This is a genomic window from Rheinheimera sp. MM224 (assembly GCF_947090785.1).
Lineage (GTDB): Bacteria > Pseudomonadota > Gammaproteobacteria > Enterobacterales > Alteromonadaceae > Pararheinheimera.
Genome location: NZ_OX352320.1, coordinates 2,288,723 through 2,311,685 on the forward strand (window position 1 = coordinate 2,288,723; position 22,963 = coordinate 2,311,685).

The window sequence follows — 22,963 nt, forward strand, 5'->3', positions numbered from 1 at the left end:
GCTATGGCTTCAAATAATTCGGCTATAAAACTGCCATAACCCCATGGCAGTTTTAGTGTAATTTGTTATCTTAGAAACTAAGACGGTAAAAAAATCAAAAGGATAGTTCATGTCCGTAACTCAGTTAGCCTCTGCCAGTTGTTCTTCTCCATTCTCTGTATTGTCCTGGCAACCTGGTGCAACCAAAGGTTTAATGATCCGGGCCTACCTGCCTGATGCAGCCAAAGTAGAAGTCTTTGATTTTTCTACCCGCAAATCTTTAGGGCAGATGACAGCGAAACCTGTTCTACACGGCTTATTTGAACTTGAATTGCCTGCTAAACGTAAAACCAGCCCTTATTATTTTCAGATAGAAACTCCTCATCATCACAGCTATGAGCTGGTTGACCCTTATCAGTTTGAGGATGAAGCTTATTACGCTGTGCATTTTGTCAACAGCAAGCCTGAAAACCTATACAAGCAATTAGGTGCACAGTTGGTTGAATTGCAACTGGGCAAAAAAACATTGAAGGCGACACGCTTTGCTGTGTTTGCTCCTAATGCCTCCAGTGTCAGCCTGATTGGCGATATGAACCAGTGGGATGGACGACGTCATCCAATGCAACGCACTGCATGTGGCCATTGGGTGCTGGTCATGCCTCAAATCGGTGCTGGAGTGCGCTATAAATTTGAAATCAAAGACGCTTTTGGTAATTTATTACCTCACAAAGCGGATCCTTTAGCTTTTGCTGCCGAACAGTATCCGTCCCATGCATCTCTTGTATACGACCACAGTCAGTATCAGTGGCGGGATCAGCAGTGGCAAGAGCGACATTTTGACCCTTATCATCAGCCGATGAGTATCTATGAGTTGCATCCTGGCTCGTGGAAACATAATCAGCATGGTGAGCCTTTAACCTACACTGAGCTTGCGCTTGAGCTTATTCCTTATGTGTTGGATATGGGCTATACCCACATCGAGTTATTGCCAGTGATGGAACACCCATACTCTGGCTCCTGGGGGTATCAACCTCTGGGGTTGTTTGCCGCGACCTCACGTTTTGGTACTCCTGATCAGTTCAAAGCTTTTGTAGACGCTTTCCACCAGGCTGGCATTGGCGTGATTTTAGATTGGGTTCCTGCGCATTTCCCGGAAGATGCGCACGGGCTGGCCCGTTTTGACGGCACTCATTTATACGAATACGAAGATCCACGCCGTGGCTGGCACCCGGATTGGAACTCCTGTATTTATGACTATGGCAAAGACCCGGTCAGACAGTTTTTAGTCGCCAGCGCTTTATTCTGGCTGGATTACTTCCATATTGATGCACTGCGCGTGGATGCGGTGGCGTCGATGTTGTATCTGGATTACTCGCGCCGTGATGGTGAATGGGTGCCTAATATCGACGGTGGCAATCATAACTACGAAGCCATTAGTTTATTACGTTGGCTCAATACGGAAGTGTATAGCCAATATCCAAAAGCCATGATGATAGCGGAAGAGTCGACTTCATTTAACGGCGTCACCCGACCAGTGGATTTAGGCGGTTTAGGTTTTGGCTTTAAATGGAATATGGGCTGGATGAATGACACGTTACGCTACATTAAAAAAGATCCGGCCTATCGTAAGTTTCATCATAACGATTTAACCTTTTCTATGGTGTATGCCTACAACGAAAACTTTATTTTGCCTCTGTCGCATGACGAAGTGGTGCACGGTAAAGGCAGTATTATCAATAAAATGCCAGGGGATGAATGGCAACAGGCCGCTAATTTAAGAGCTTATTACGCCTTTATGTTTGCACATCCGGGTAAAAAGCTGAATTTTATGGGTAATGAATTTGGTCAGGGCTCGGAATGGGATCACAACCAGCAGCTACCCTGGTTTTTATTGTCATTTGAAAAACACAAAGGCGTACAGCAGCTGTTCCGTGATTTAAACCTGACCTATAAAGCCTGCACACCGCTGCATCAACTGGATCATGAACCGGCAGGTTTTCGCTGGATTAATTATCAGGATGCGGAACACAGCACCTTAAGTTTCTATCGTATGGATCAACAAGGTCAGGCTGTGTATGTGGTCAGTAACTTCACTCCTGTGCCGCGAAGCAGCTTCCGTTTGTCAGTAGCGGAGCTGGGCGAGTACGAAGTGATCCTCAACACGGACAGCGAATATTACTGGGGTAGCAATTATCCGGTCGGCGAATATTTACCTGCGTTACCAGCTGCTGCTTTTGGCTTAAATTATATGGTGCAATTGGACTTACCTCCTTTATCGACCCTTTATCTGAGACGCAAAACATCGTGAGCATAAAACCAGAGCAGAACCCTGAATGGATAAGCACCACAGGTTATGCCTATCCACCAGGCCCAAGCCAGACTGGAGCGCATAGCTGGAATTTTTCTGTTTATGCACCGGATGCCTCTTCGCTCTGGTTATGTTTATTTTGTCCTGATACTGAAGAGCCACTGGCTGAGATTGAGTTTTCAGCCCGTACCGGCGAGCAGTGGCATCTGCATCTGGAGGGCATTGAAGCGGGAACTTTATATGGTTTACGGGCTGAAGGTGTCTGTCAGGCCAGTTCTGGTTTGGTGTTCGATCGCAACAGATTGCTGATAGACCCTTATGCCAGGCAGCTCAATCGTGCTTTAGTCTGGAATGAACGGCTTTATCAGGTACACAGCCATTACATGGTGCCCAAAGCAGTGCTGACGTCGCAGGCTTTTGACTGGCAGGACGCAAAAAAACCAGCGATACCTCGTGAAAAAACCATTATTTACGAGGCTCATGTCAAAGGCCTGACCAAGTTACATCCGGACGTGCCGGAAGCACTTCGGGGCAAGTATCAGGGCATGTGCCATCCGGCCGTTATTCAGCATTTAAAAGACTTAGGCATCACCACTGTGCAGTTATTACCTGTCGCCAGTTTTATGAGTGAGCCACGGTTAGAAAAGCTGAAATTAAGTAATTATTGGGGCTATAACCCGATTAATTTTTTCGCCCCGGATGCCCGTTATCAGGTCGATGATGCAGTGACTGAATTTAAAGAGTTGGTCCGGACTTATCATCAGCATGGTCTTGAAGTGATTCTGGATGTGGTGTTTAACCACACTGCAGAAGCGGAGGATTACCGCTTAAGTTTCAGAGGTTTAGCTAACAGGCACTATTACCTGTTTGAAAATCATGCCGACATTACCGACTACCAGCAAAACTGCAATTACAGCGGCTGCGGCAATACGCTGAACGTGGCGCATCCTGTGACTCAGCGTTTAGTGTTGGATGCGCTGCGGTATTGGGCAACAGAGATGCAGGTCGATGGTTTTCGCTTTGATTTAGCTGTGACTTTAGCCCGTGAACATAAACGTTTTGATGCGTACGCCACATTTTTACAGGTGATAGCGCAGGATCCGGTGTTAAGCCAGGTTAAATTGATAGCTGAACCCTGGGACTTAGGGCCTTTTGGTTATCAACTTGGGCAGTTTCCGGCGCATTGGTCTGAACTGAATGATAAATGCCGGGATACCTTTCGCTCTTTCTGGCGGCAGGACCCAAGTCAGTTGCCAGAATTTGCTACCCGTTTACTCGGTTCACGCGATATTTTCCAGAAACACCATAAACCCGCCTGCTGCAGCGTGAATTACATCAGTTATCACGACGGTTTTACCTTACAGGACATGGTGTGTTATCAGGATAAGCACAACTGGCTGAACGCGGAACAAAACCGCGATGGTCATGGCCATAATTTAAGTCTGAATTATGGGGTTGAAGGTCCCAGCAGCGATGCTGACATCTTGCACAAAAGATTCCGGCATAAACGTAACTTAGTAGCAACCTTGATGCTCAGTCAGGGCATAGTGCATTGGTTGGGAGGGGACGAGCTGAGCCAAACCCAACAAGGCAATAATAATGCCTACTGTCAGGACAATGAAATCAGCTGGCTGCACTGGCAACTGGATTACCAGGCCACCCAGTTTCTGAGTTTCGTCAAAAAGATGATTCATTTGCGTCAGCAGTTCAGTTGCTTACAGCAGCTCTCTTTGCTGGACGATCAGTATCAACTGCATGGAGATAAACATCAGGTCAGTTGGTATTTAGCGGATGGCAGCGTAAAACAAGACGAACACTGGACTGATCCCTACAAAACCAACTGTGTTTTTGTGATTGAGCATTTAAAAGATCATCAGGCCATGCTGGTAATTATCAACGCTAGTGATCATCCGCTACAGGTCGACTTACCGAAAAAAAGCTGGCAGTTGTTACTTGATACTCAGTTTGAGACAGGTGAGCCGCTGGAAAAAGCAGCAACAAGAACACGTTATTTGCAGAGCGAACGATCTTTATCCATTTGGAGCTGAGTTTTTTCTGTTGAGCTTTTTCTTTATCCAGAGTTTTCCAGTATAATCGCGGCCACTTTTGCAGTGCCGGATTTTAAAAGGAAAATCAAATGTCTGAGACATCCGTATTATGTGATATAGGTTTTGTCGGCGCAGGTGTAATGGGGAAGAACCTCATTTTAAATCTGGCTGATCACGGTTATCGGGTTGCCGCTTTTGATTTAGACCATAAAAAACTGGAAGCTGTTATAGCGCAGGACAAAGCCGAGCGGGGCGACAAACCGGCCCGTGTGATCTGCTGCAGCTCCTATACAGAACTTCTGTCGCGTTTATCTTCCCCTCATTTAGTTATTGTCTCTGTGCCAGCCGGCAAACCTGTCGATGACGTCTGCTTAAAGCTGATTGATGCAGGTATTCAGGCGGATGACATTATCGTCGATACAGGCAACAGCCTGTGGACTGACACAGTACGCCGTGAAAAACATTACGAAGGAAAGTTTATTTTCTTCAGTACTGCTGTATCCGGTGGTGAGGTCGGTGCCCGTTTTGGTCCTTCTTTAATGCCAAGTGGTGATCCTTATGCCTGGACCCGGATTGAACCTATTTGGCGTGCTATAGCAGCCAAAGTAGACCCGGCAACAGGTCGTCCGTTGGAGCGACACGAGCCAGGCAATCCTGTGATTGAAGGCGAGCCTTGTGCAACTTACATTGGACCTGGTGGCTCAGGCCATTACGTCAAAATGGTACACAACGGCATTGAATACGCCGATATGCAGCTGATTTGTGAAGTCTATCAGGTGATGCGTGATGCGTTAGGCATGAGCGCACAACAAGTGTCTGACGTCTTTAAAGAGTGGAATCAGGGCATACTAAATAGCTACCTGATGGAAATCAGCGCTGAAGTACTGGCGACTAAAGATTCAGAAACAGGTTTACCTTTGGTGGATGTGATTCTGGATAAAGCAGGCCAGAAAGGCACAGGCCTTTGGACTGCGGTCAGCAGTCTGGAATTAGGTTGCCCTGCACCAACCATCAGCGAAGCAGTGTTTGCCCGTTCTATGTCGACTTTAAAAGATCAACGTGTGTTGGCGTCGACCTTATTGTCCGGCCCTGTGCGCGAACATTGCACTAACCAGACTTCAGAGCAAATGATTAAACAGCTGCATGACGCGCTCTACTGCGCCAAAATCTGTGTCTACGCTCAGGGCTTCGATTTAATGAAGACCGCAGCAGCAGAGCATGGCTGGCAGCTGAACTTTGCTGAGATTGCAAAAATTTGGCGTGCAGGTTGTATTATCCGTGCAGTATTTTTGCAGTCTATTACTGAAGCTTACGAGCGTAACGACGATTTACAGAATTTGTTGCTGGATCCATTTTTCTCCAAACAAATTTCTGTCAATCAGATGAACTGGCGCCGCGCTGTGGCAGAAGCTGCAATGACAGGTATTCCGGTATCCGCATTGAGCTCGGCTTTAAGTTATTACGACTCGTACCGCACCGCTGTATTGCCTGCTAATTTGCTGCAAGGACAACGGGATTATTTTGGCGCTCATACTTTTGAGCGCACAGATAAAGCGAAAGGTAAAACTTTTCACGTCGACTGGAGTCATAACGACAGGCCGATGCAAAAAATTAAGTAAATAAAAAGCTCCGCAAGGGGCTTTTTACGTATTAGAAGTACGGTTGTTATAAGCTGCTGTTTTACAGTAGAAAACCTGTGTGCTGTGCAGCATGTACTTTGACTTGGAGTAGTGAATGAAAAAAACTGAACAAGAGTGGCGCCAACAGTTAAACGATGAGCAATACAGAGTGACACGGCAAAAGGGCACTGAGTATCCTTTTAGCGGAACCTTGTTGCATAACAAAGACACGGGCTGTTATCACTGTGTCTGTTGCCAGCAACCCTTGTTTGATTCTGCAGACAAATTTGATTCAGGCTGCGGCTGGCCATCCTTTAGTAAAGCCATCAAAGGTCAGGTGAAATATGAAAAGGACATGTCGCACGGCATGAACCGTATTGAGATTTTATGCCAGCAGTGTGATGCGCATTTAGGCCATGTATTTGACGATGGCCCGGCACCAACCGGGCAACGTTATTGTGTCAACTCTGTGTCGTTGTTATTTAACCCTGACGTTAAAATTTCGGCGGAGTAAACTGACCCAGTTGCAGCTGAGCCAGGGTCTGCTCAGCTGTTTCTTTAATTTTTTCGTGATCCAGCTTTGCCTGCTCCAGATAAATTTTTAATTCCTGCAGTTCCACATTAAAAGCACCACTTTGCTGCGCCAGAAGTGCCCAGTGATACGAACTGGCGTAGTCTTTTTTCTTATAGAACATGCTACTTAAGGACGCATAAATTTCCGGATCAATCTTAGGCTCTGGTGGGTACAGCTCCAAAGCGTGGTGCAACAGCTGAATGCTTTTTTCTCTGTCTCTTTTGCTGTAATAACTGACCAGCGCCATTTGTAGTTCTGGCGTTTCTAACTGATTATTTTGTTCAGCCTGTAAAAAACGCTGCAGATGGCTGTCACTTTTATTACGTGACCAGTGGTAATACAACAGATGCGGGTCATCTGAGCTGATGGTGTCATCACTTAAACGTTTGATTTCCTTCAGGCTGGTTATATAACCCACCATACGGGTGCTGGTTTTTTCTTTCAGCTTAATGTGCTCAATACCAGCGGCCAACTCGATACATTTTGAGTACTTTTCAAAATCGACTAATAACTGATATTTGTTTTTGTCTGAGGGCAGGTGCTTTTCTTCATAACGCTGCATAATTAAATCACGGCGTTGCAGATTGCAGTGGGAGTCGTCATTTAAGTCATTACACATCCCTGGTTCTTTCTCACAAACAGCACGTAATGTCAGTTCTCCCTCAGAACAGGCACCCAACATCAACAGGCTAAGGCTTAACACCAAATATTTCATAAGTATCTCATTCATCTTTTCTGCTTCCAGCATAACGAAGAATTCAGAAAAAATCTTTTTGTAATTCTTGTCGTAGTATTACATGTTCAATTACAATGCGCCTGCCTCAATGTGGCGATGACCACAGGCACACCTCTGAACCTACAAGACGTAAAAGGCGAAACCATGACTCTATCACACGAAGAACAGTATCAACGCAGCTGGCAGGAACGCCAGGAGTACGCTGAGAATATGCAACCGATCATAGGTCGCTTGTATCGTAATAAAGGCATTGAAGTTGTGGTTTATGGCCGTCCTCTGGTAAATGCGACAACAATTGACATCATTAAAGCTCATAAAACAGTCGAACGTTTTGAGCATCAGAAATTACGTTTAAGAGAAAGTTTCCCTTTATTAGAAGCAATCTCCACTATGGATCTGGCGCCAGGCCGCGTCGATATTGGTAAGTTGGCCTTTGCCTATTTGTACAAAAATGCGGGTGAAGGCCAAAGCTTGCAGCAGTATTTAGATAATCAGCTGTCTGAAATATTACATCGTGACGATCAAATCAAACCGGTGGACGTGGTGCTTTATGGTTTTGGCCGTATCGGTCGCCTTTTAGCCCGTCTGATGCTGGAGCGTTCAGGCCCAAGCAGCAAGTTGCGTTTACGCGCCATCGTCGTACGTGGTGGACGCAAAGGTGATTTAGAGAAACGCGCCAGCCTGCTGCGCCGAGATTCCATCCATGGCCCATTTAACGGCAGCATCACAGTGGATGAAGAAAACGTCGGCATTAAAGCCAACGGTACTTTTATCAAAGTCATTTATGCCGACTCACCTGAACTGGTGGATTACACCCAATATGGCATTCACGATGCGTTGGTAGTAGATAACACCGGGATTTGGAAAGATGACAAAGAGTTATCTATTCACTTCAAATCCAAAGGCGCAGCCAAAGTATTGCTGACAGCTCCTGCTAAAGGCGATGTGCATAACGTAGTGTACGGTGTGAATCACAGCATGATCCAGCCTGAAGACCGTATCGTATCAGCGGCCAGCTGCACCACCAATGCGATTACGCCTGTATTAAAAGCGCTGAACGATGAGTACGGTATTAAAAACGGTCACGTTGAGACTGTGCATTCGTACACCAACGATCAAAACTTAATAGACAACTACCACAAAGCTGAGCGCCGTGGTCGTGCTGCACCTTTGAATATGGTCATCACTTCTACAGGTGCTGCCAGTGCAGTTGCTAAGGCGTTGCCTGAACTAAAAGGCAAACTGACAGGCAATGCTATTCGTGTTCCAACACCTAACGTGTCTATGGCGATTTTGTCGCTGAATTTGAATAAAGAAACTAACCGTGAAGAGCTGAATAACTATTTGCAAAAAGTGGCGCTGTTTTCTGAGCTGCAGGATCAAATCGATTTCACCAGCTCCACTGAAATTGTTTCCAGCGACTTAGTAGGCTCACGTTATGCTGGCGTGGTCGACTCTCAGGCGACCATAGTTCAGGATGACCGCTGCGTATTATACGTATGGTACGACAACGAATTTGGTTACAGCACTCAGGTCATTCGGGTGATGAATGAAATGGCAGGTATTAAATATCCAACCTTGCCAGTCAATAAGTAGAAATTGATCTCACAACAGGCCGCCTCAGTGCGGCCTTTTTTGTTATTTAAGGCGGCCAAATCTGCAGCTGCGGCTGAACAGTCGAAAATTTAATGTTATGATGCCGGTCCGTTAAGACTGCCCTGAGGCAGCATCTGTTACCTAACCAAGTGGATATGTTATGAAAATTACCTGTAATTTTGACAGCGGTAATATTGACGTGATCAAAGCCGAACATCCTGCTGATATTCAGCTGGCGATCCGTAAAGACCACAACTCTGATTTCTACCAATGGTTCCATTTCCGTTTACATTCTCAAAGTGCCGAACCTCACACTATTCGTATCGTTAATGTCAAAGATTCTGCTTATCCGGATGGCTGGAAAGGTTATCAGGCTGTTGCATCCTATGACCGTGAAAATTGGTTCAGAGTAGAAACCCAACTGGTTAATGACGAGCTGGTGATCAGCCATTACCCTGAAGCTGAATCTGTGTATTTTGCTTATTTTGCTCCGTACAGCTACGAACGTCATATGGACTTGTTACATTCAGCACAAAGCTCTGGTATGGCGCAAATCGTAGAGCTGGGTGAAACCCTGGATGGCCGTGATATGAGCATGCTGGTGGTCGGTGAGCCTGATGATGGTAAGAAAAAAATCTGGATCACCGCACGTCAACACCCAGGCGAGTCTATGGCTGAATGGTTTGTTGAAGGCCTGTTAGACCGACTGCTGGACGAAGACGATGGCGTGTCCCGTACTTTATTAGAAAAAGCAGTATTTTACATAGTGCCAAATATGAACCCGGATGGCAGCGTGCGCGGTCATTTACGTACTAACGCTGCTGGTGTGAATTTAAACCGTGAATGGCAAACGCCAAGCATGGAAAAGAGCCCTGAAGTGTATTTAGTACGCCAGCAGATGCTGGACACTGGCGTTGATATGCTGCTGGACGTGCATGGTGATGAAAACCTGCCGTATAACTTTGTTGCAGGTGCTGAAGGTGTGCCTTCATACAATGCCAAAATGCAGCAATTAGAAACAGCATTTAAAAATGCGTTATTGGTCGTGACCCCGGAATTTCAGACTGAATTTGGTTATGAGCTGGACGAGCCGGGCAAAGCGAACCTGACTATTGCTTCTACCTGGGTTGCCGAACAGTTTAAGTGTCTGTCTTACACCCTTGAAATGCCGTTTAAAGACAACGCCAATTTACCCGATCTGGCTTATGGCTGGTCTGATGTTCGGTCAATGAAACTAGGGCAGGATAGCTTAGTGGCAGTGCTGGCTGTGGTTGATCAACTGCGTTAAATCATCCGTATCCGTTGATAATGCAGGTCAGTCCAGGCTGGCTTGCAAACTTGTTCTTTTGCTTTATAGTGCGCCATAACTTTTAGAGGGTTTTACTATGGCAATTATTTCCTGCCCACGTTGTGCTAAAAAGATTTCGGATAAAAGCCAGACCTGTCAGCATTGTCAGTTGGATTTAACCGGTATGTCAGCGGAAAAGAAACATAATTTGGCTGTACAGAGTCTGGACAAAAAAATTCAGGGCGCTTTGAATCAATCCATGTTGGCTTTGATACTTTTCTTAGCCGGATTTTGCTTTTTGTATTTTTGGGCTTTAGAACCGGACGGGTATGAAACTATTGTTTCGCAAGGCATGATTGCTGCTGGTTTTCTTTGGTATATCTATGCCCGTGCTCGTCTGATTTATCTGAAGCGAAAAAATTAGTATGGATTTCAAAGCTCTTGTACTGGCGATGTCGCCTGACACCTATCAATCCTTATTAGAGACAGTAGCTACCGGCCGTTGGGCCGATGGTGTTGCGCTTTCCGATATGCAAAAAGCTCACACTCAGCAATTGGTGATGGCTTATCAGGCTTACGTACTTAAATCCACCGAGCCCTACACCATAGGGGCGGATGGTCAGATGGTGGTTAAATCCAAAGCTGAAATGAAAAAACAATTCCCTCAGGACTCTTCGATAGCAAGGTTTGCGCATGATGATCTTTAAACGTTGGTTTGCGCCGAAATGGCAACACAAAGATGCTGCAGTGCGGCAACAGGCAATTGCCGGGTTAAGTGTGGATGCCCAGCACAAAGAAATTTTGCACGAGCTGGCCTTTAATGATGGCCACGAGGCTGTGCGTCGTGCAGCTTTGGAAAAACTCAATGAGTTTTCCTTATGGTGGCAAGCCAGTAAACAAGACAACGCTGAACGTTTAAAACACTATGCTGAAACTCAACTGGTGCAGATGGTACTGGAAAATCGCATTTCAGCACCTTTGAAGCGTCAGTTTATTGAAGAATGTCACAGAAGCAGCATTTTAGAAAAGTTAGCCCAAACCGAAACAGACGCTGATATTCGTTTCTCACTGATTATGCGCCTGAAAAAGACAGATCTGATCCTGACCAATTTGCAGCAAGACCTGCTGAGTCTGGAACAAAAACGTCAGTTACTTGCTTTAATCACCGAACCAAAGCAGTTAGAAAAACTGAGCAAACAACTGGCAGAACCTTTAGCAAGCGAGTTAAAGCAGCAGTTGCAACAACAGCAAGAAGCCAAGGACAAACCTGTTCAGGTGCGAAAAGTGGTTAACCTGCTGTTGGCAAAATTAAATGCTGTGCGTGAGCGCGGTGATTTAGTTCAGATGCAGCAAAAGTGGCAGCAGTACCAGCAAGAATGGGACACTGTGCAGTCTGATCTGGCTCTGCTGGATGATGCTACGGAACTGACGCAAAAATATAATAAAATCAAATTATTGACCGAAGCCGCATGGGCGCCGCTGGTAAAAGAGCAGCAACAACAGCTGGCTCAACAGCAAAAAGTTGCCGCGCTGAAACAGCAGCAACAACAGTTTGAAACCAAACTGCAGGCTTTACAGCAGCAGTTATCCCAGCTGATGTCTGAAGGACGGCTGGATGAAACTGATCCATTGGCTGCAGAAGCTGCCACATTGCTACAGCAAGTCTCACAAAGTGATTTAGCCTCTGTAGTAAAAGCCAGTCTGCAAAAATCCCTGACAGCCTTTGAGCGTCAATTGCAGCAGTTGCCAGCTCAGGCTGAACAGTTATTTAAATTAACCCGCTTGTTGGCTGACTGGTCTGCTGCAACTGTCCCGGCAGATGCAACGCAGTTTCAGCACATCGAAGCTAAATACCAGCAATGGCAGCAGGAATGGAGCAAAGGCCGCAAGACCTTAGGCGCTATGTTGCCAGACAGTCTGGCGGATGCTCAGCAGCAATTAAATGCCCAGTGGCAAGCCGTGATGGTTGGTTTTGCCGGCCAGGCCGAAAAAGATCTGAAGTCATTGCGTTCAAAACTTGCTGAATTCCGCCGTTTGTATGAAGCAGGGCGTTATAAAGTATTGTTTGGCCTTTTTAAAGGTATCCAACAAAGTTATGCCGAATTAACCCCGGCTCAGCAGCAACAGCTGGCAAAAGACTATCAGGCGGCAGAGCAGCAACTGCAGCATCTGAATGAGTTACAAAACTACATCGCCACACCTCGTAAGCAAGAACTGGTCACTCAAATGCAAGCTTTGGCTGTAGCCACAGATGTGGCAGCGCCAGAGCGTGCTGAACAAGTGAAGTTAGCCAGAGCCAACTGGCAGACCTTAGGTCGTGCCGATGAAGCTGTAGAAGCCGATTTGAATCAGGCCTTTAATCTGGCTTGTGAGCAAGCTTTTGCACCTTGCCGTGACTATTTCGCAGCACAGGACGAGCAACGTAAACAAAATGCGTTGATTAAACAGCAAATTCTGGCGGATTTAACTGCGTTATTGGAGCTGCCTTTAGACAAGAGCTTTGATAGTCAGTTGACCAGATTACAAAAAAACTGGCGAGAAAGTGGCCCAACAGAATCTGGCCTTTATAAAGAACTTTCAGCCCAGTTTAAAACTCTGGTTGATCAGCTTAAAGGTCGCGTTCGTGGTCAACATGAACAGAATTTAGCGGAAAAACAACAGCTGATTCAAAAAGCACAACAGTTGCTGACGTTATCCGTTGATGAAGCAGTGGCTGGCGCTAAAAAGCTGCAGCAAGACTGGAAACAGATTGGTTTTGCCGGCAAAACGGACCAGCAACTCTGGTCGGAGTTCCGCGTCGTCTGCGATCAGATTTTTGCCAATAAAACCGCAGCTAAACAGCAGCAAGATCAGCAGTGGGCTGATCAGCAACAGCAAGCTGAAGCTCAGTTTGCCGAAGTTGCAACACAATGTGCACAAGCTGTCACTGTGTCAGAACTACATGCTGCCCAAGGCGCATTAAAAGCGCTGGACCTTCCAGCCAAATCTGTTTTATTGCAGCAAAAGCAGCAGTTGTTAGCCGAAGTACAGCAGAAGCTGGAGACATTAGAGCACTCTGCTTTTAATGCCAGCTATCAACAATTGTTTGCTACGCTTGAACAAGCTGATGTAACAGCTGAGGCTATTCCAGTGCGTTTTCGTGAAGACTTCGCTAAAGGTAATGAGTCACAGCTGACAAGGGCTCAGCTCACTACTGCTATTGAGCTTATCAGTGGAAAAGATTGTGTCGCCGCGGATAAAGCACAAGTGCAACTGCAGTTGTTGTCGGATAAACACAATTCCGGCACCAGCCTGACGGTTGACGCTTTATTAAAACGTTGGTTAAGTTTTGGTGCTGTGAAAGCAGAAGAGCAGGGCTTAGTACAACGGTTAAAAGCTGTATTTGCGTAAAGCAATTACAAAATACGGAAGAGCCAGCGTAAGCTGGCTTTTTTACATCCGCGATACAGTACTTTTAAAGCGTTAACTCACCACGCAAACTTTGTTGCATAAAGAGCCGCACTTGTTCAGTGCTTAAAGGTTGGCTGAGTAAATAATGTAGTTTGGTTAAGGTGGCTTCCAGTGTCATATCGTAACCACTGATCACACCACAAGCTCGCAGGGCATTGCCTGTGGCATATCCCCCCATATTCACTTTGCCTTTAAAACATTGGGTACAGTTGACAATAATAGTGCCGCGCTTAGAAGCTTCAGTCAGAGCTTCCAACAGCTCCGGTTGCTGTGGTGCGTTGCCTACACCATAGGATTTAATGATCAGCGCCTTGATAGGGGCGGCCGCCATATTTTTAATCACTTCAGCGCTGATACCAGGATACAGCGTCACGACACTAATAGGCTGAGGTGTGATTTGCGCAATTTTTAAGGCTTTGGTTACGGCAGTCGAGGCCAGATGACCTGAGATTAAATTGATATGAATACCAGCTTCAATCAGCGGTGAAAAGTTCGGAGATGCAAAAGCATCAAAGCCATCTGCATCAGCCTTTGTCGCCCGGTTTCCACGAAAAAGTTTATTATTAAAAAATAACGCCACTTCAGCGATAGGATAATAAGCCGCTAAATAGAGAGCATTGAGTAAATTCACCTGGCCGTCAGAGCGTAATTGCGCCAATGGAATTTGTGAGCCGGTCACAATAACGGGCTTGGCTAAATCTTCCAGCATAAATGACAAAGCAGAGGCAGTGTAAGCCATGGTATCAGTGCCATGCAGTACAACAAAACCATCGTAGTCGGCATAATGACTTTGAATGTCAGTGGCGATTTCCAGCCAGTGCGCTGGGGTCATATCGGAGGAGTCAATCACCGGATGGTATTCGTGAATATCAAATTCCGGCATTTCTGAGCGGTAAAACTCTGGCATACTTTTAACGGTATCGGATAAAAAGCCTGGCACAGGCACAAAACCATTACTGGATTGCTGCATACCTATAGTTCCGCCTGTGTAGGCGACATAAATTCGTTTTTTATTCATGACAGAGAAGATCCTGATCTGTTGTGTGGCTATTGTAATCAACAGCAACAGGGCTGTCAGGTTTTGTTCGGTTTAATCTGTAGTCATACAGTTATTTCACTATTTTTTGCCTGGAAGAGCGAAGAAAATTAGCAAAAAGTAATCACTTTGCACAAATGCTGAGCAAACGGAATAAAAGCGATAGAAAAGCACTTTACAAAAAAAGGCGACGCCCCTAATATGACGTCCAACGCGGAGGGGTGGCAGAGCGGTTTAATGCACCGGTCTTGAAAACCGGCGAAGGTTAATAGCCTTCCGAGAGTTCGAATCTCTCCCCCTCCGCCATTAAAACCACCATCAAGGTGGTTTTTTTATGCCTGCAATTTTCCTATCTTATTGGTTTATAAGTTTTTTCTGTGTTATCCCCAACAAATTTGTGTTACTTATCGCATTCGTTGATGAAGTGCTTGAGCTTTATCCTGTCTCTGCTTTATGCTCAGACAGAATCCAGCTAGACTGGTGTAGTTGACCTTGGCCCCGGAGAGATCAAATTGATTAATGTGTTATTGGTGGATGATCACGAGCTGGTTCGTACCGGCATCAGTCGTATACTAATGGACGAACGTGGCATCAAGGTCATAGGTGAAGCTATTTCCGGTGAAGCGGCCATCCAATTTTGTCGCGCCCAGACACCAGATGTGGTGTTGATGGATATGAATATGCCTGGTATGGGTGGTATGACAGCGACCAAACGTATATTGCATTATTGTCCTGAGATTAAAGTTCTGGCGTTATCTGTCTCCTGTGAAGAGCCTGTTCCTACCAAAGTGATGCAACTCGGTGCTGCAGGTTTTATTTCGAAAAATGCTGCTCCATCAGAAATGGTCAGTGCTATACGCAAAGTGCATGCAGGCGAGCGTTATATCTCTGGTGAAGTCGCACAAAAGATGGCGATGAGCCGTGTCACCAGCAGTAACCAGAATCCATTTGAAGAATTATCCGACCGTGAAATGCAGATTATGTTGATGATCACCCGTGGTCAGAAGGTCAACGACATAGCGGAGCAGTTGAATGTCAGTGCTAAAACGGTCAATTCCTACCGCTATCGTATGTTTGAAAAACTGGATATCAGCGGCGATGTCGAGTTGACTCACTTAGCTTTGCGCCACGGCATGATCGACATTGCGAAGTTATAACTGCCTCCATGATGTTTAATGCCGATGTTTGACGCCAAAAGCTTCCTGAAAACCGCGCCCCACATGCCGGGCGTGTATCGTATGCTGGATCAAAAAGAAACCGTCATTTATGTCGGTAAAGCCAAAGATCTGAAGAAACGCTTATCCAGTTATTTCCGCCAGAATGTTTCAGGTAGCAAAACCCGCGCTTTGGTCAGCCATATTCGCAGCGTGGAATTAACCGTCACACAAAGTGAAACTGAAGCGTTGATTTTAGAAAACAACCTGATTAAGCAGTATTTGCCGAAATACAATATTCTGCTTAGAGACGATAAGTCTTATCCATTTATTTTAATCACCAACCATAAACACCCACGCATCAGTTCGCACCGTGGACCTCGTAAAGTGGAGGGCCAGTATTTTGGTCCTTATCCAAGCGCAGGCGCTGTGTGGGAAAGTTTAAAGTTGCTGCAAAAAGTATTTCCTATCCGCCAGTGTGAAGACGGTTTTTACCGGGCCCGGACCCGGCCTTGTTTGCAATACCAATTAAAACTCTGTTCAGCGCCTTGTGTTGGCAAAATATCTGATGAAGATTATGCAGCTGAAGTGAAAAATACCTCGCTATTTTTATCCGGTAAAAGCCAGCAGTTGATCGAACAACTGGTGCAGCAAATGGAAAAAGCCAGTAGCGAGATGGCCTTTGAAAAAGCGGCTCAGTTTCGTGATCAAATCGTCAGCTTGCGCAAGGTACAGGAACAGCAATACGTCAGTGGTGATCACGAAGAGATGGATGTGATAGCTCTGGAGTGGTCGCACGGTGTGGCCTGTATTCATGTGCTTTTTATTCGTGATCACAAGGTACTGGGCAGTAAGAACTTTTTCCCTAAAGTGCCGGCAGGTTCTGAACCTGAAGAGATTTTACCATCCTTTTTAGCTCAGTTTTATTTAAGTGGTGCCGGTGGTCAAATGGTGCCAAAAGAACTGGTACTCAGCGAGCAGGTGGCTGATGACGAACAACTGGCTCAGGCTATTGGTGAATTAGCGCAGCGTAAAGTTAGTTTTGTCTATGCTAAACGCGGCGAAAAAGCGCGTTATTTAGCCTTAGCGCAAAAAAATGCCCAGCTGGCTGCTGCCACTAAGTTGTCCGTTAAAGAGCAGGTGGCAGTGCGTTACCGTGAGCTGAAACAGACACTTAAGCTTGAACTTTTGGAGCGGATGGAATGTTTTGATATCAGCCATACCATGGGGCAGTCGACTATTGCATCTTGTGTCGTATTTGATGGACAGGGGCCGAACAAAAGCGAATACCGGCGTTTTAATGTCGAAGGCATTACGCCAGGCGATGATTATGCGGCCATGTTATTCGCGCTGAACAAAAGGTATGGCAAGCTCACCGATGAAAGTCGGATCCCGGATTTGATTTTAATAGACGGTGGCCAGGGACAGTTAACTCAGGCCATTAACTTTTTCAGTGACTGGCCTTTTGCGAAAAGACCGCTATTGGTGGGTGTTGCCAAAGGCACCAGTCGTAAACCTGGCCTTGAAACTTTAATTTTACCTGATAACCCGGCAGGCTTTTCTCTTGCTTCAGAATCACCAGCTTTGCATTTAATTCAGCAAATTCGTGACGAAGCACACCGTTTTGCTATCACCGGCCATCGCAATAAACGCGGTAAAGCCATTATTAAAAGCCCTTTAGAAAATATCGACGGAGTAGGTGAGAAACGCCGACAAGCTTTGTTACAATACCTCGGAGGTTTGCATGGCGTGATGCAGGCTTCTGTGGACGAACTCGCGACAGTACCGGGAATTTCCAGGCAACAGGCCGAAAAGATTTACCAGGCATGTCACAATAACTAAAAATTTGTGCCGACTTTGAGAAGTAGTGTTATGTGGAATATTCCAAATCTGTTGACTCTGTTCCGATTGTGTTTGATCCCGGTTTGTTTATTCTGCTTCTACTCTGAACTGGAACACGCCCGTTTTTTAGCCGCTTTCGCCTTTTGGTTTGCCGCTATCACTGACATGTTAGATGGTTATTTAGCCCGTAAGATGCAGCTGATGACGCCTTTTGGTGCTTTTTTAGACCCGGTCGCAGACAAACTGATGGTAGCAGCAGCATTGGTACTGATTGCTGTGGATATGCAAACGCTGTGGGTGACTATTCCGGCTTTTATTATGATCAGCCGCGAGATTTTAATTTCAGCCTTACGTGAATGGATGGCTGGAGTAGGCCAACGCGCTCAGGTTGCGGTATCAGAAGTAGGCAAATACAAAACAGCAGCGCAGATGTTAGCTTTGATTGGCTTAATTTGGCAACCTGTGGGCTGGCTAACCGATTTAAGTATGGCATTGCTGTATATCGCCACTTTATTGACTGTCTGGTCTATGTTGGTTTATCTGAAAGCATCCTGGCCAGCGCTGAGTAAATAAGCGGAAAAAGTTTGCAAAAACAGCAGTGAAGCTACTTTTTGAGCAAACGAATTTAAAAGCATAAATTTGTGGTTGACGTAAAAGCATAAACCAGTAGAATGCGTCTCGTGTTACGGCGAATGGCCAGTAAAAAGCGGGCATAGCTCAGTTGGTAGAGCGCGACCTTGCCAAGGTCGAGGTCACGAGTTCGAGCCTCGTTGCCCGCTCCAAGTCGTACGCCAGATGGCGGGTTGGCAGAATGGCCATGCAGCGGATTGCAAATCCGTCCACCTCGGTTCGACTCCGGGACCCGCCTCCATTTAACGTTGTACTTGGTTAGATGCTGTTGGCTGTAATACAAAATTGAAAAGTGTTTGCCCGGGTGGTGAAATCGGTAGACACAAGGGATTTAAAATCCCTCGCTCGAAAGGGCGTGCCGGTTCAAGTCCGGCCCCGGGCACCATCTCAACATTCTTATGTTGAAATGGTACAAAAATAACCTGACTTACCAAATCAGGTTTTACTATACAGAATGCCTAAGCGGGCATAGCTCAGTTGGTAGAGCGCGACCTTGCCAAGGTCGAGGTCACGAGTTCGAGCCTCGTTGCCCGCTCCAAATTCAAATCTCTCTCAATGCACCTAAGCAAGAAATGTCGCCTAAGCGGGCATAGTTGTGTTGGTAGAGCGCGACCTTGCCAAGGTCGAGGTCACGAGTTCGAGCCTCGTTGCCCGCTCCAAATTCAGAAAAAAGCAGCCTTTAGGCTGCTTTTTTCGTTTCAGGAGATGAAGAAATACTCTCCGCTATTTGGATTCAGAGTGGTGATAAAAAAAGCGGCGTAAAGCCGCTTCTTATTGCGCTTAGTCGAGCGCTTAACTTATTAACTGTGGCCCTAACCACAGACTAAACAGGCTTATAGCCACTATACCGACCAGATTCAGCACCAAGCCGGCTCTGACCATATCTTTAATCTGTAACTTACCTGAGGCAAAGACTATAGCGTTTGGCGGCGTCGCCACTGGCAGCATAAAGGCAAAGCTGGCAGCTAATGCAGCTGGTACCACCAAATACAGTGGTGACAATTCCATAGAGACAGCAACAGGGCCTAATAGCGGCAGGAAGGCTGCGGCTGTTGCGGTATTGCTGGTAACTTCCGTCAGGAAGATAATCAGACTGGTGACGGCCACTAGCAGCAGGATAGGTGGCACACCATCCAATAACTGCAGTTGTTGCGCTAAGAGTTCAGCCACACCGGTTTTTTGGATCTGATCCGCCATACTCAAACCACCACCAAACAGTAATAAAACGCCCCAAGGCACGTTCTGACTGTCTTTCCATTCCAACAGCGCTGTGCCAGAGCCTTTTTCTCCCGGCAATAAGAACAATAATGCGGCTGCGCAAAGCGCAATTACGGTGTCGCTGATTGGCAGCCCAGTCCATTTGACCAGCCATTGCTGACTGATCCAGCTGAATGCAGCCAGCGCAAATACCATCAGCACCAATTTTTGTGAACGAGACATCAGGCCCAGTGCTTTTAACTGAGTTGGTGTGTCATTTTGGCCTGAGTCATTTGCGGGCATACGAAAATGAAATTTGGTCAGCCATAACCAACAAACAATCAGCATGGTGAGGGCAAGTGGAACCCCCAAAATCATCCAGTCAGCAAAGCTGATCTGGATACCATAACTTTTCGACATATAAGCAGCTAATAACGCATTGGGTGGAGTGCCAATAAGAGTGGCTATACCACCAATACTAGCGCTGTAGGCAATCCCCAATAAGACAGCTTTACCAAACTGGTCTTGAGTAGATGCATTTGCCATAGCAATAATAGATAAGCCGATGGGCAGCATCATTACCGCTGTGGCGGTATTTGACATCCACATGGATAAAAATGCCGTCACGCCCATCAAGGCCGCGATTTGCAGGCCTGGAGAAGTCCCCACCAGGGACAGTGCTTTTAGCGCAATTCTCCTGTGTAAATTAGTTTTTTCCATCGCGATAGACAGAAAAAAACCGCCGAAAAATAAAAAGATCAACGGATGAGCATAAGGGGATGTCGCAGCATCGAGTTTATCTATACCCAGCAGAGGAATAAAAATCATAGGCAGCAAAGAGGTGACAGGGATAGGTACGATTTCGGTGATCCACCAAAGTACCATCCAGGCCATTAAGCCTGTGACCATCCAAGCGGCTTGACTCATTTGAGCAGCAGGCGGCGACAGAATGATCGTTAAGAGTAATAAAAGCGGTCCACAAAGCAAAAGTAAGCGGCTGGTTAGAGGTGACATATAAAATCCTTACTAAAAGAAACCGGAGCTAAGCTCCGGCGTGATCAGAAGTAAAACTTCAGGCCTAAAGCGGCCGCATGATCTTTATCGGTTTCGAAATTGAGTTTGGACAGAAGCAGGTAAGCCGTCAAATTGTTTCGCCATAGATAATCTACACCCAGATTGTTTAGCCGGGCATTCTCACTATGACGGGTTTGACTGTCATCTTTCTGCCACTGCCATTTATAAGTAAAGTCGCCGCGCTGATAGCTCAATTGAGCAAGCCAGGCGTCGCCTTCGATGTTTCGTACCACATGTTCACTGTGTTGATACATCAAGCCTGCAGCAAGAGTAGCGCCATCCAGTTGCCACAATGGCATTTGGGCTAACAAACGTTCCGCTGTGATATTATTCAGCTCGTCCGTACGGCCATAGGCCAGATAAAGCGGATATTTTTTTAATGCAGGATCGCCATATCCCAGCACCCAATCATAACCACCGGCAACCTCGTCGCTGGCTCCCGTCTGATAGGTGGCAGAAAAGTTAAAGCCTTCAATCATTGGTGACTGGTAACCAACTGTATTTTCTAACCTATCCTGACCCGGTGTAATTTGAGCAATATCGGCCACTGTTTCGTTAAACAAATCGATTTTGCCTTCAGACTTTTTAAACTTGGTGTCGTTTTTACCAAACACCAGTTCGCCATAAGTGCCGGCAACACCAATATAGGTATTACGGGAACCCAGTTTGTGGTCCCTGTTGGCATCATCCAGACCGTTAACTTGCCACTCATAGACTGCGATAACAGCCAGCCCATCGGTCAACTGATGTTTGGCTTTGACACCTAAGCGTGAGAACGGCGCCTCAATCTGGCGACCCTCATCGGCATAACGATACAGGCCTTTGTCGACATCCAGAGCCTGTAATTCAAGTTTACCGTACCAATCCCATTCAAAAGCGCTGGCAGCAGGGCTAAAAGCAAGAGTGGTACAAATGGCGGCGGATAAATACGACTTAACCATGTTGCACCTCCACTGTTGCAGCAGTTGTAGCTGGCGTTGTCGCTGCAGTCGTATTTTGTGACAGGGAGTTTTGTGACGGCGTTGCGCCTTGGGCAAGCTCTCTGTCCAGCTGTGCTGTGTCCAGTTCACCACACCATTTTGACACTACTAAAGTCGCCACACCGTTACCAATTAAGTTGGTTAAAGCCCGCGCTTCAGACATAAATCTGTCTATGCCTAAAATCAAAGCTATACCAGCTACAGGCATCGAGCCTACCGAAGCTAAAGTGGCAGCTAATACAATAAAACCACTGCCAGTCACGCCAGCTGCGCCTTTCGAGGTCACTAATAACACTGCAAGCAGAGTCAGTTGCTGGGTTAAATCCATAGGAGTATCTGTAGCCTGAGCGATAAATACAGCGGCCATGGTCAGATAAATCGCAGTGCCGTCGAGGTTAAAGGAATAACCTGTTGGGATCACTAAACCTACAGTGGATTTGGTCGCGCCGAGTTTCTCCAGTTTGGCCATCATGCGTGGCAGCACAGATTCGGAGGATGAAGTACCTAATACAATCAGTAATTCTTCTTTGATATAGCGGATAAATTTGGTGATCGAAAAGCCGTGGTAGCGGCAAATAGAGCCCAGCACGACGAAAATAAAGACTAAACAGGTCAGGTAAAAAGTTGCCATTAAGCCGGCTAAAGACCATAAAGTCGCAATGCCATATTTACCTATGGTAAAGGCCATAGCGCCAAAAGCACCAATTGGGGCGACTTTCATCAGCATATGCACTATGGCGAATAATACTTCGGAGCTTTTTTCGACATAACCAAAAATCAGATTCTGTCGCCCGCCTAAACGCTGCAATGCAAAACCAAACAAAATAGAAAAAAACAGTACTTGCAGCATGTCGCCACGGGCAAAGGCATCAAATACGCTGCTTGGGATCACATTCAGTAAAAAGTCTGTGGTGCTTTGCATCTGATCAGGAGCTGTGTATTTACTGATGGATTGCTGGTCCAGACTGGCTGGGTCTATATGCATGCCGACACCAGGTTTGACGACATTAATAACCACTAACCCTATAACCAGAGCTATGGTAGAGACAATTTCAAAATAGAGTAGGGCGTAACCACCTGTTTTCCCGACTTTTTTCATGTCCTCCATACCTGCTATACCCACCACTACGGTACAAAAGATAATGGGCGCGATAATCATTTTAATCAGCTTGATAAAAGCTGTGCCCAGGGGCTGCATGGCGGTGCCAAGCTCCGGGTAAAAATGACCTAAAAAGATACCTATACTGATGGCGAGTAACACTTGGATATAAAGGCTGGATAACAGCTTTATGGCTTTATTTTTCATTGTTATTGTCTCTCTGATTATGGAGAAAATCTCCCTGTCAGACAGTCAATAGCAAAGAGGAAGCCAGCTTTTTGATCTCAAAAATATCTTTTAAATACAGTTAGTTATGTGTTTTATTTTGAAAGGGAGTAAAAGCTTGTGTGGAT

General features: G+C 46.1%; 17 protein-coding genes and 6 tRNA genes. 18 read left to right on the forward strand and 5 right to left on the reverse strand.

Annotation, left to right across the window (positions count from 1 at the left end; genetic code table 11):
• Positions 1-109 precede the first annotated feature (109 nt).
• From glgB to msrB, 4 genes are all read left to right on the forward strand, one after another.
• The gene (glgB, locus tag OM978_RS10785; RefSeq protein ID WP_264346885.1) at positions 110-2,287 is read left to right on the forward strand and encodes a 1,4-alpha-glucan branching protein GlgB; all 2,178 of its coding nucleotides are present in this window, start codon (positions 110-112) and stop codon (positions 2,285-2,287) included.
• The gene (gene glgX / locus OM978_RS10790) at positions 2,284-4,335 is read left to right on the forward strand and encodes a glycogen debranching protein GlgX (protein WP_264346886.1); all 2,052 of its coding nucleotides are present in this window, start codon (positions 2,284-2,286) and stop codon (positions 4,333-4,335) included. The genes glgB and glgX overlap by 4 nt, the downstream gene beginning before the upstream one ends.
• 89 nt (positions 4,336-4,424) lie before the next feature.
• On the forward strand, positions 4,425-5,954 hold the full coding sequence (gndA, locus tag OM978_RS10795; protein WP_264346887.1) for an NADP-dependent phosphogluconate dehydrogenase: 1,530 nt from the start codon (positions 4,425-4,427) through the stop codon (positions 5,952-5,954).
• A gap of 115 nt (positions 5,955-6,069) precedes the next feature.
• Positions 6,070-6,468, forward strand: a complete 399-nt coding sequence (gene msrB, locus OM978_RS10800; RefSeq protein ID WP_233007093.1) for a peptide-methionine (R)-S-oxide reductase MsrB — start codon at positions 6,070-6,072, stop codon at positions 6,466-6,468.
• On the opposite strand, the gene OM978_RS10805 is transcribed toward msrB, so the two are convergent.
• On the reverse strand, positions 6,449-7,243 hold the full coding sequence (locus OM978_RS10805) for a DUF2989 domain-containing protein (protein WP_264346888.1): 795 nt from the start codon (positions 7,241-7,243) through the stop codon (positions 6,449-6,451). The two genes, msrB and OM978_RS10805, sit on opposite strands and share 20 nt — an antisense overlap.
• Positions 7,244-7,408: 165 nt before the next feature.
• Here OM978_RS10805 and OM978_RS10810 point away from each other — a divergent pair, with 165 nt between their 5' ends.
• The 5 genes from OM978_RS10810 (at position 7,409) to OM978_RS10830 (ending at position 13,538) form a co-directional block, all read left to right on the forward strand.
• The gene (locus OM978_RS10810; protein WP_264346889.1) at positions 7,409-8,860 is read left to right on the forward strand and encodes a glyceraldehyde-3-phosphate dehydrogenase; all 1,452 of its coding nucleotides are present in this window, start codon (positions 7,409-7,411) and stop codon (positions 8,858-8,860) included.
• 160 nt (positions 8,861-9,020) lie between these two features.
• Positions 9,021-10,148 (forward strand): M14-type cytosolic carboxypeptidase, encoded by a 1,128-nt coding sequence (locus tag OM978_RS10815; RefSeq protein ID WP_264346890.1) that lies wholly within the window; start codon positions 9,021-9,023, stop codon positions 10,146-10,148.
• Between the two features lie 97 nt (positions 10,149-10,245).
• Positions 10,246-10,572 (forward strand): zinc ribbon domain-containing protein, encoded by a 327-nt coding sequence (locus OM978_RS10820; protein WP_264346891.1) that lies wholly within the window; start codon positions 10,246-10,248, stop codon positions 10,570-10,572.
• A gap of 1 nt (position 10,573) precedes the next feature.
• On the forward strand, positions 10,574-10,855 hold the full coding sequence (locus tag OM978_RS10825; RefSeq protein ID WP_233007098.1) for a YeaC family protein: 282 nt from the start codon (positions 10,574-10,576) through the stop codon (positions 10,853-10,855).
• Complete coding sequence (locus OM978_RS10830; protein WP_264346892.1) at positions 10,842-13,538, forward strand: DUF349 domain-containing protein; 2,697 nt, start codon at positions 10,842-10,844, stop codon at positions 13,536-13,538. Before OM978_RS10825 ends, OM978_RS10830 begins: the two co-directional genes overlap by 14 nt.
• A 64-nt stretch (positions 13,539-13,602) precedes the next feature.
• Here the strand turns inward: OM978_RS10830 and ansA are convergent, their stop codons facing one another.
• A complete protein-coding gene (gene ansA, locus OM978_RS10835; RefSeq protein ID WP_127022729.1) occupies positions 13,603-14,616 on the reverse strand; it encodes an asparaginase in 1,014 nt (337 codons plus the stop codon).
• A 233-nt stretch (positions 14,617-14,849) separates the two neighbouring features.
• Between ansA and OM978_RS10840 the strand changes: the two genes are divergently transcribed.
• The 9 genes from OM978_RS10840 (at position 14,850) to OM978_RS10880 (ending at position 18,919) form a co-directional block, all read left to right on the forward strand.
• Positions 14,850-14,940, forward strand: a tRNA-Ser gene (locus OM978_RS10840).
• Positions 14,941-15,146: 206 nt separating this feature from the next.
• Positions 15,147-15,791: a UvrY/SirA/GacA family response regulator transcription factor gene (gene uvrY / locus OM978_RS10845; protein ID WP_233007100.1), complete on the forward strand. Its 645-nt coding sequence runs from the start codon at positions 15,147-15,149 to the stop codon at positions 15,789-15,791.
• Positions 15,792-15,809: 18 nt separating this feature from the next.
• A complete protein-coding gene (uvrC, locus tag OM978_RS10850) occupies positions 15,810-17,630 on the forward strand; it encodes an excinuclease ABC subunit UvrC (protein WP_264346893.1) in 1,821 nt (606 codons plus the stop codon).
• A gap of 30 nt (positions 17,631-17,660) precedes the next feature.
• Positions 17,661-18,203 carry a CDP-diacylglycerol--glycerol-3-phosphate 3-phosphatidyltransferase gene (gene pgsA / locus OM978_RS10855; protein ID WP_264346894.1) on the forward strand — a complete coding sequence of 181 codons (543 nt, stop codon included), beginning with the start codon at positions 17,661-17,663 and terminating at the stop codon, positions 18,201-18,203.
• Positions 18,204-18,336: 133 nt separating this feature from the next.
• Positions 18,337-18,412: transfer RNA gene (locus tag OM978_RS10860), tRNA-Gly, on the forward strand.
• A gap of 15 nt (positions 18,413-18,427) precedes the next feature.
• Positions 18,428-18,501, forward strand: a tRNA-Cys gene (locus tag OM978_RS10865).
• A gap of 57 nt (positions 18,502-18,558) precedes the next feature.
• Positions 18,559-18,645 (forward strand) — tRNA-Leu (locus OM978_RS10870).
• A 77-nt stretch (positions 18,646-18,722) separates the two neighbouring features.
• A tRNA-Gly gene (locus OM978_RS10875) sits at positions 18,723-18,798 on the forward strand.
• Between the two features lie 45 nt (positions 18,799-18,843).
• A tRNA-Gly gene (locus OM978_RS10880) sits at positions 18,844-18,919 on the forward strand.
• Between the two features lie 133 nt (positions 18,920-19,052).
• On the opposite strand, the gene OM978_RS10885 is transcribed toward OM978_RS10880, so the two are convergent.
• The 3 genes from OM978_RS10885 to OM978_RS10895 all read right to left on the reverse strand — a co-directional run bounded on the left by OM978_RS10885 (position 19,053) and on the right by OM978_RS10895 (position 22,817).
• A complete protein-coding gene (locus OM978_RS10885) occupies positions 19,053-20,384 on the reverse strand; it encodes an SLC13 family permease (protein WP_413691204.1) in 1,332 nt (443 codons plus the stop codon).
• Positions 20,385-20,515: 131 nt separating this feature from the next.
• Positions 20,516-21,472, reverse strand: coding sequence for a porin (locus OM978_RS10890; protein WP_264346896.1), 957 nt, complete (start codon positions 21,470-21,472; stop codon positions 20,516-20,518).
• Positions 21,465-22,817 (reverse strand): dicarboxylate/amino acid:cation symporter, encoded by a 1,353-nt coding sequence (locus tag OM978_RS10895; protein ID WP_264346897.1) that lies wholly within the window; start codon positions 22,815-22,817, stop codon positions 21,465-21,467. Before OM978_RS10895 ends, OM978_RS10890 begins: the two co-directional genes overlap by 8 nt.
• Positions 22,818-22,963 lie beyond the last annotated feature (146 nt).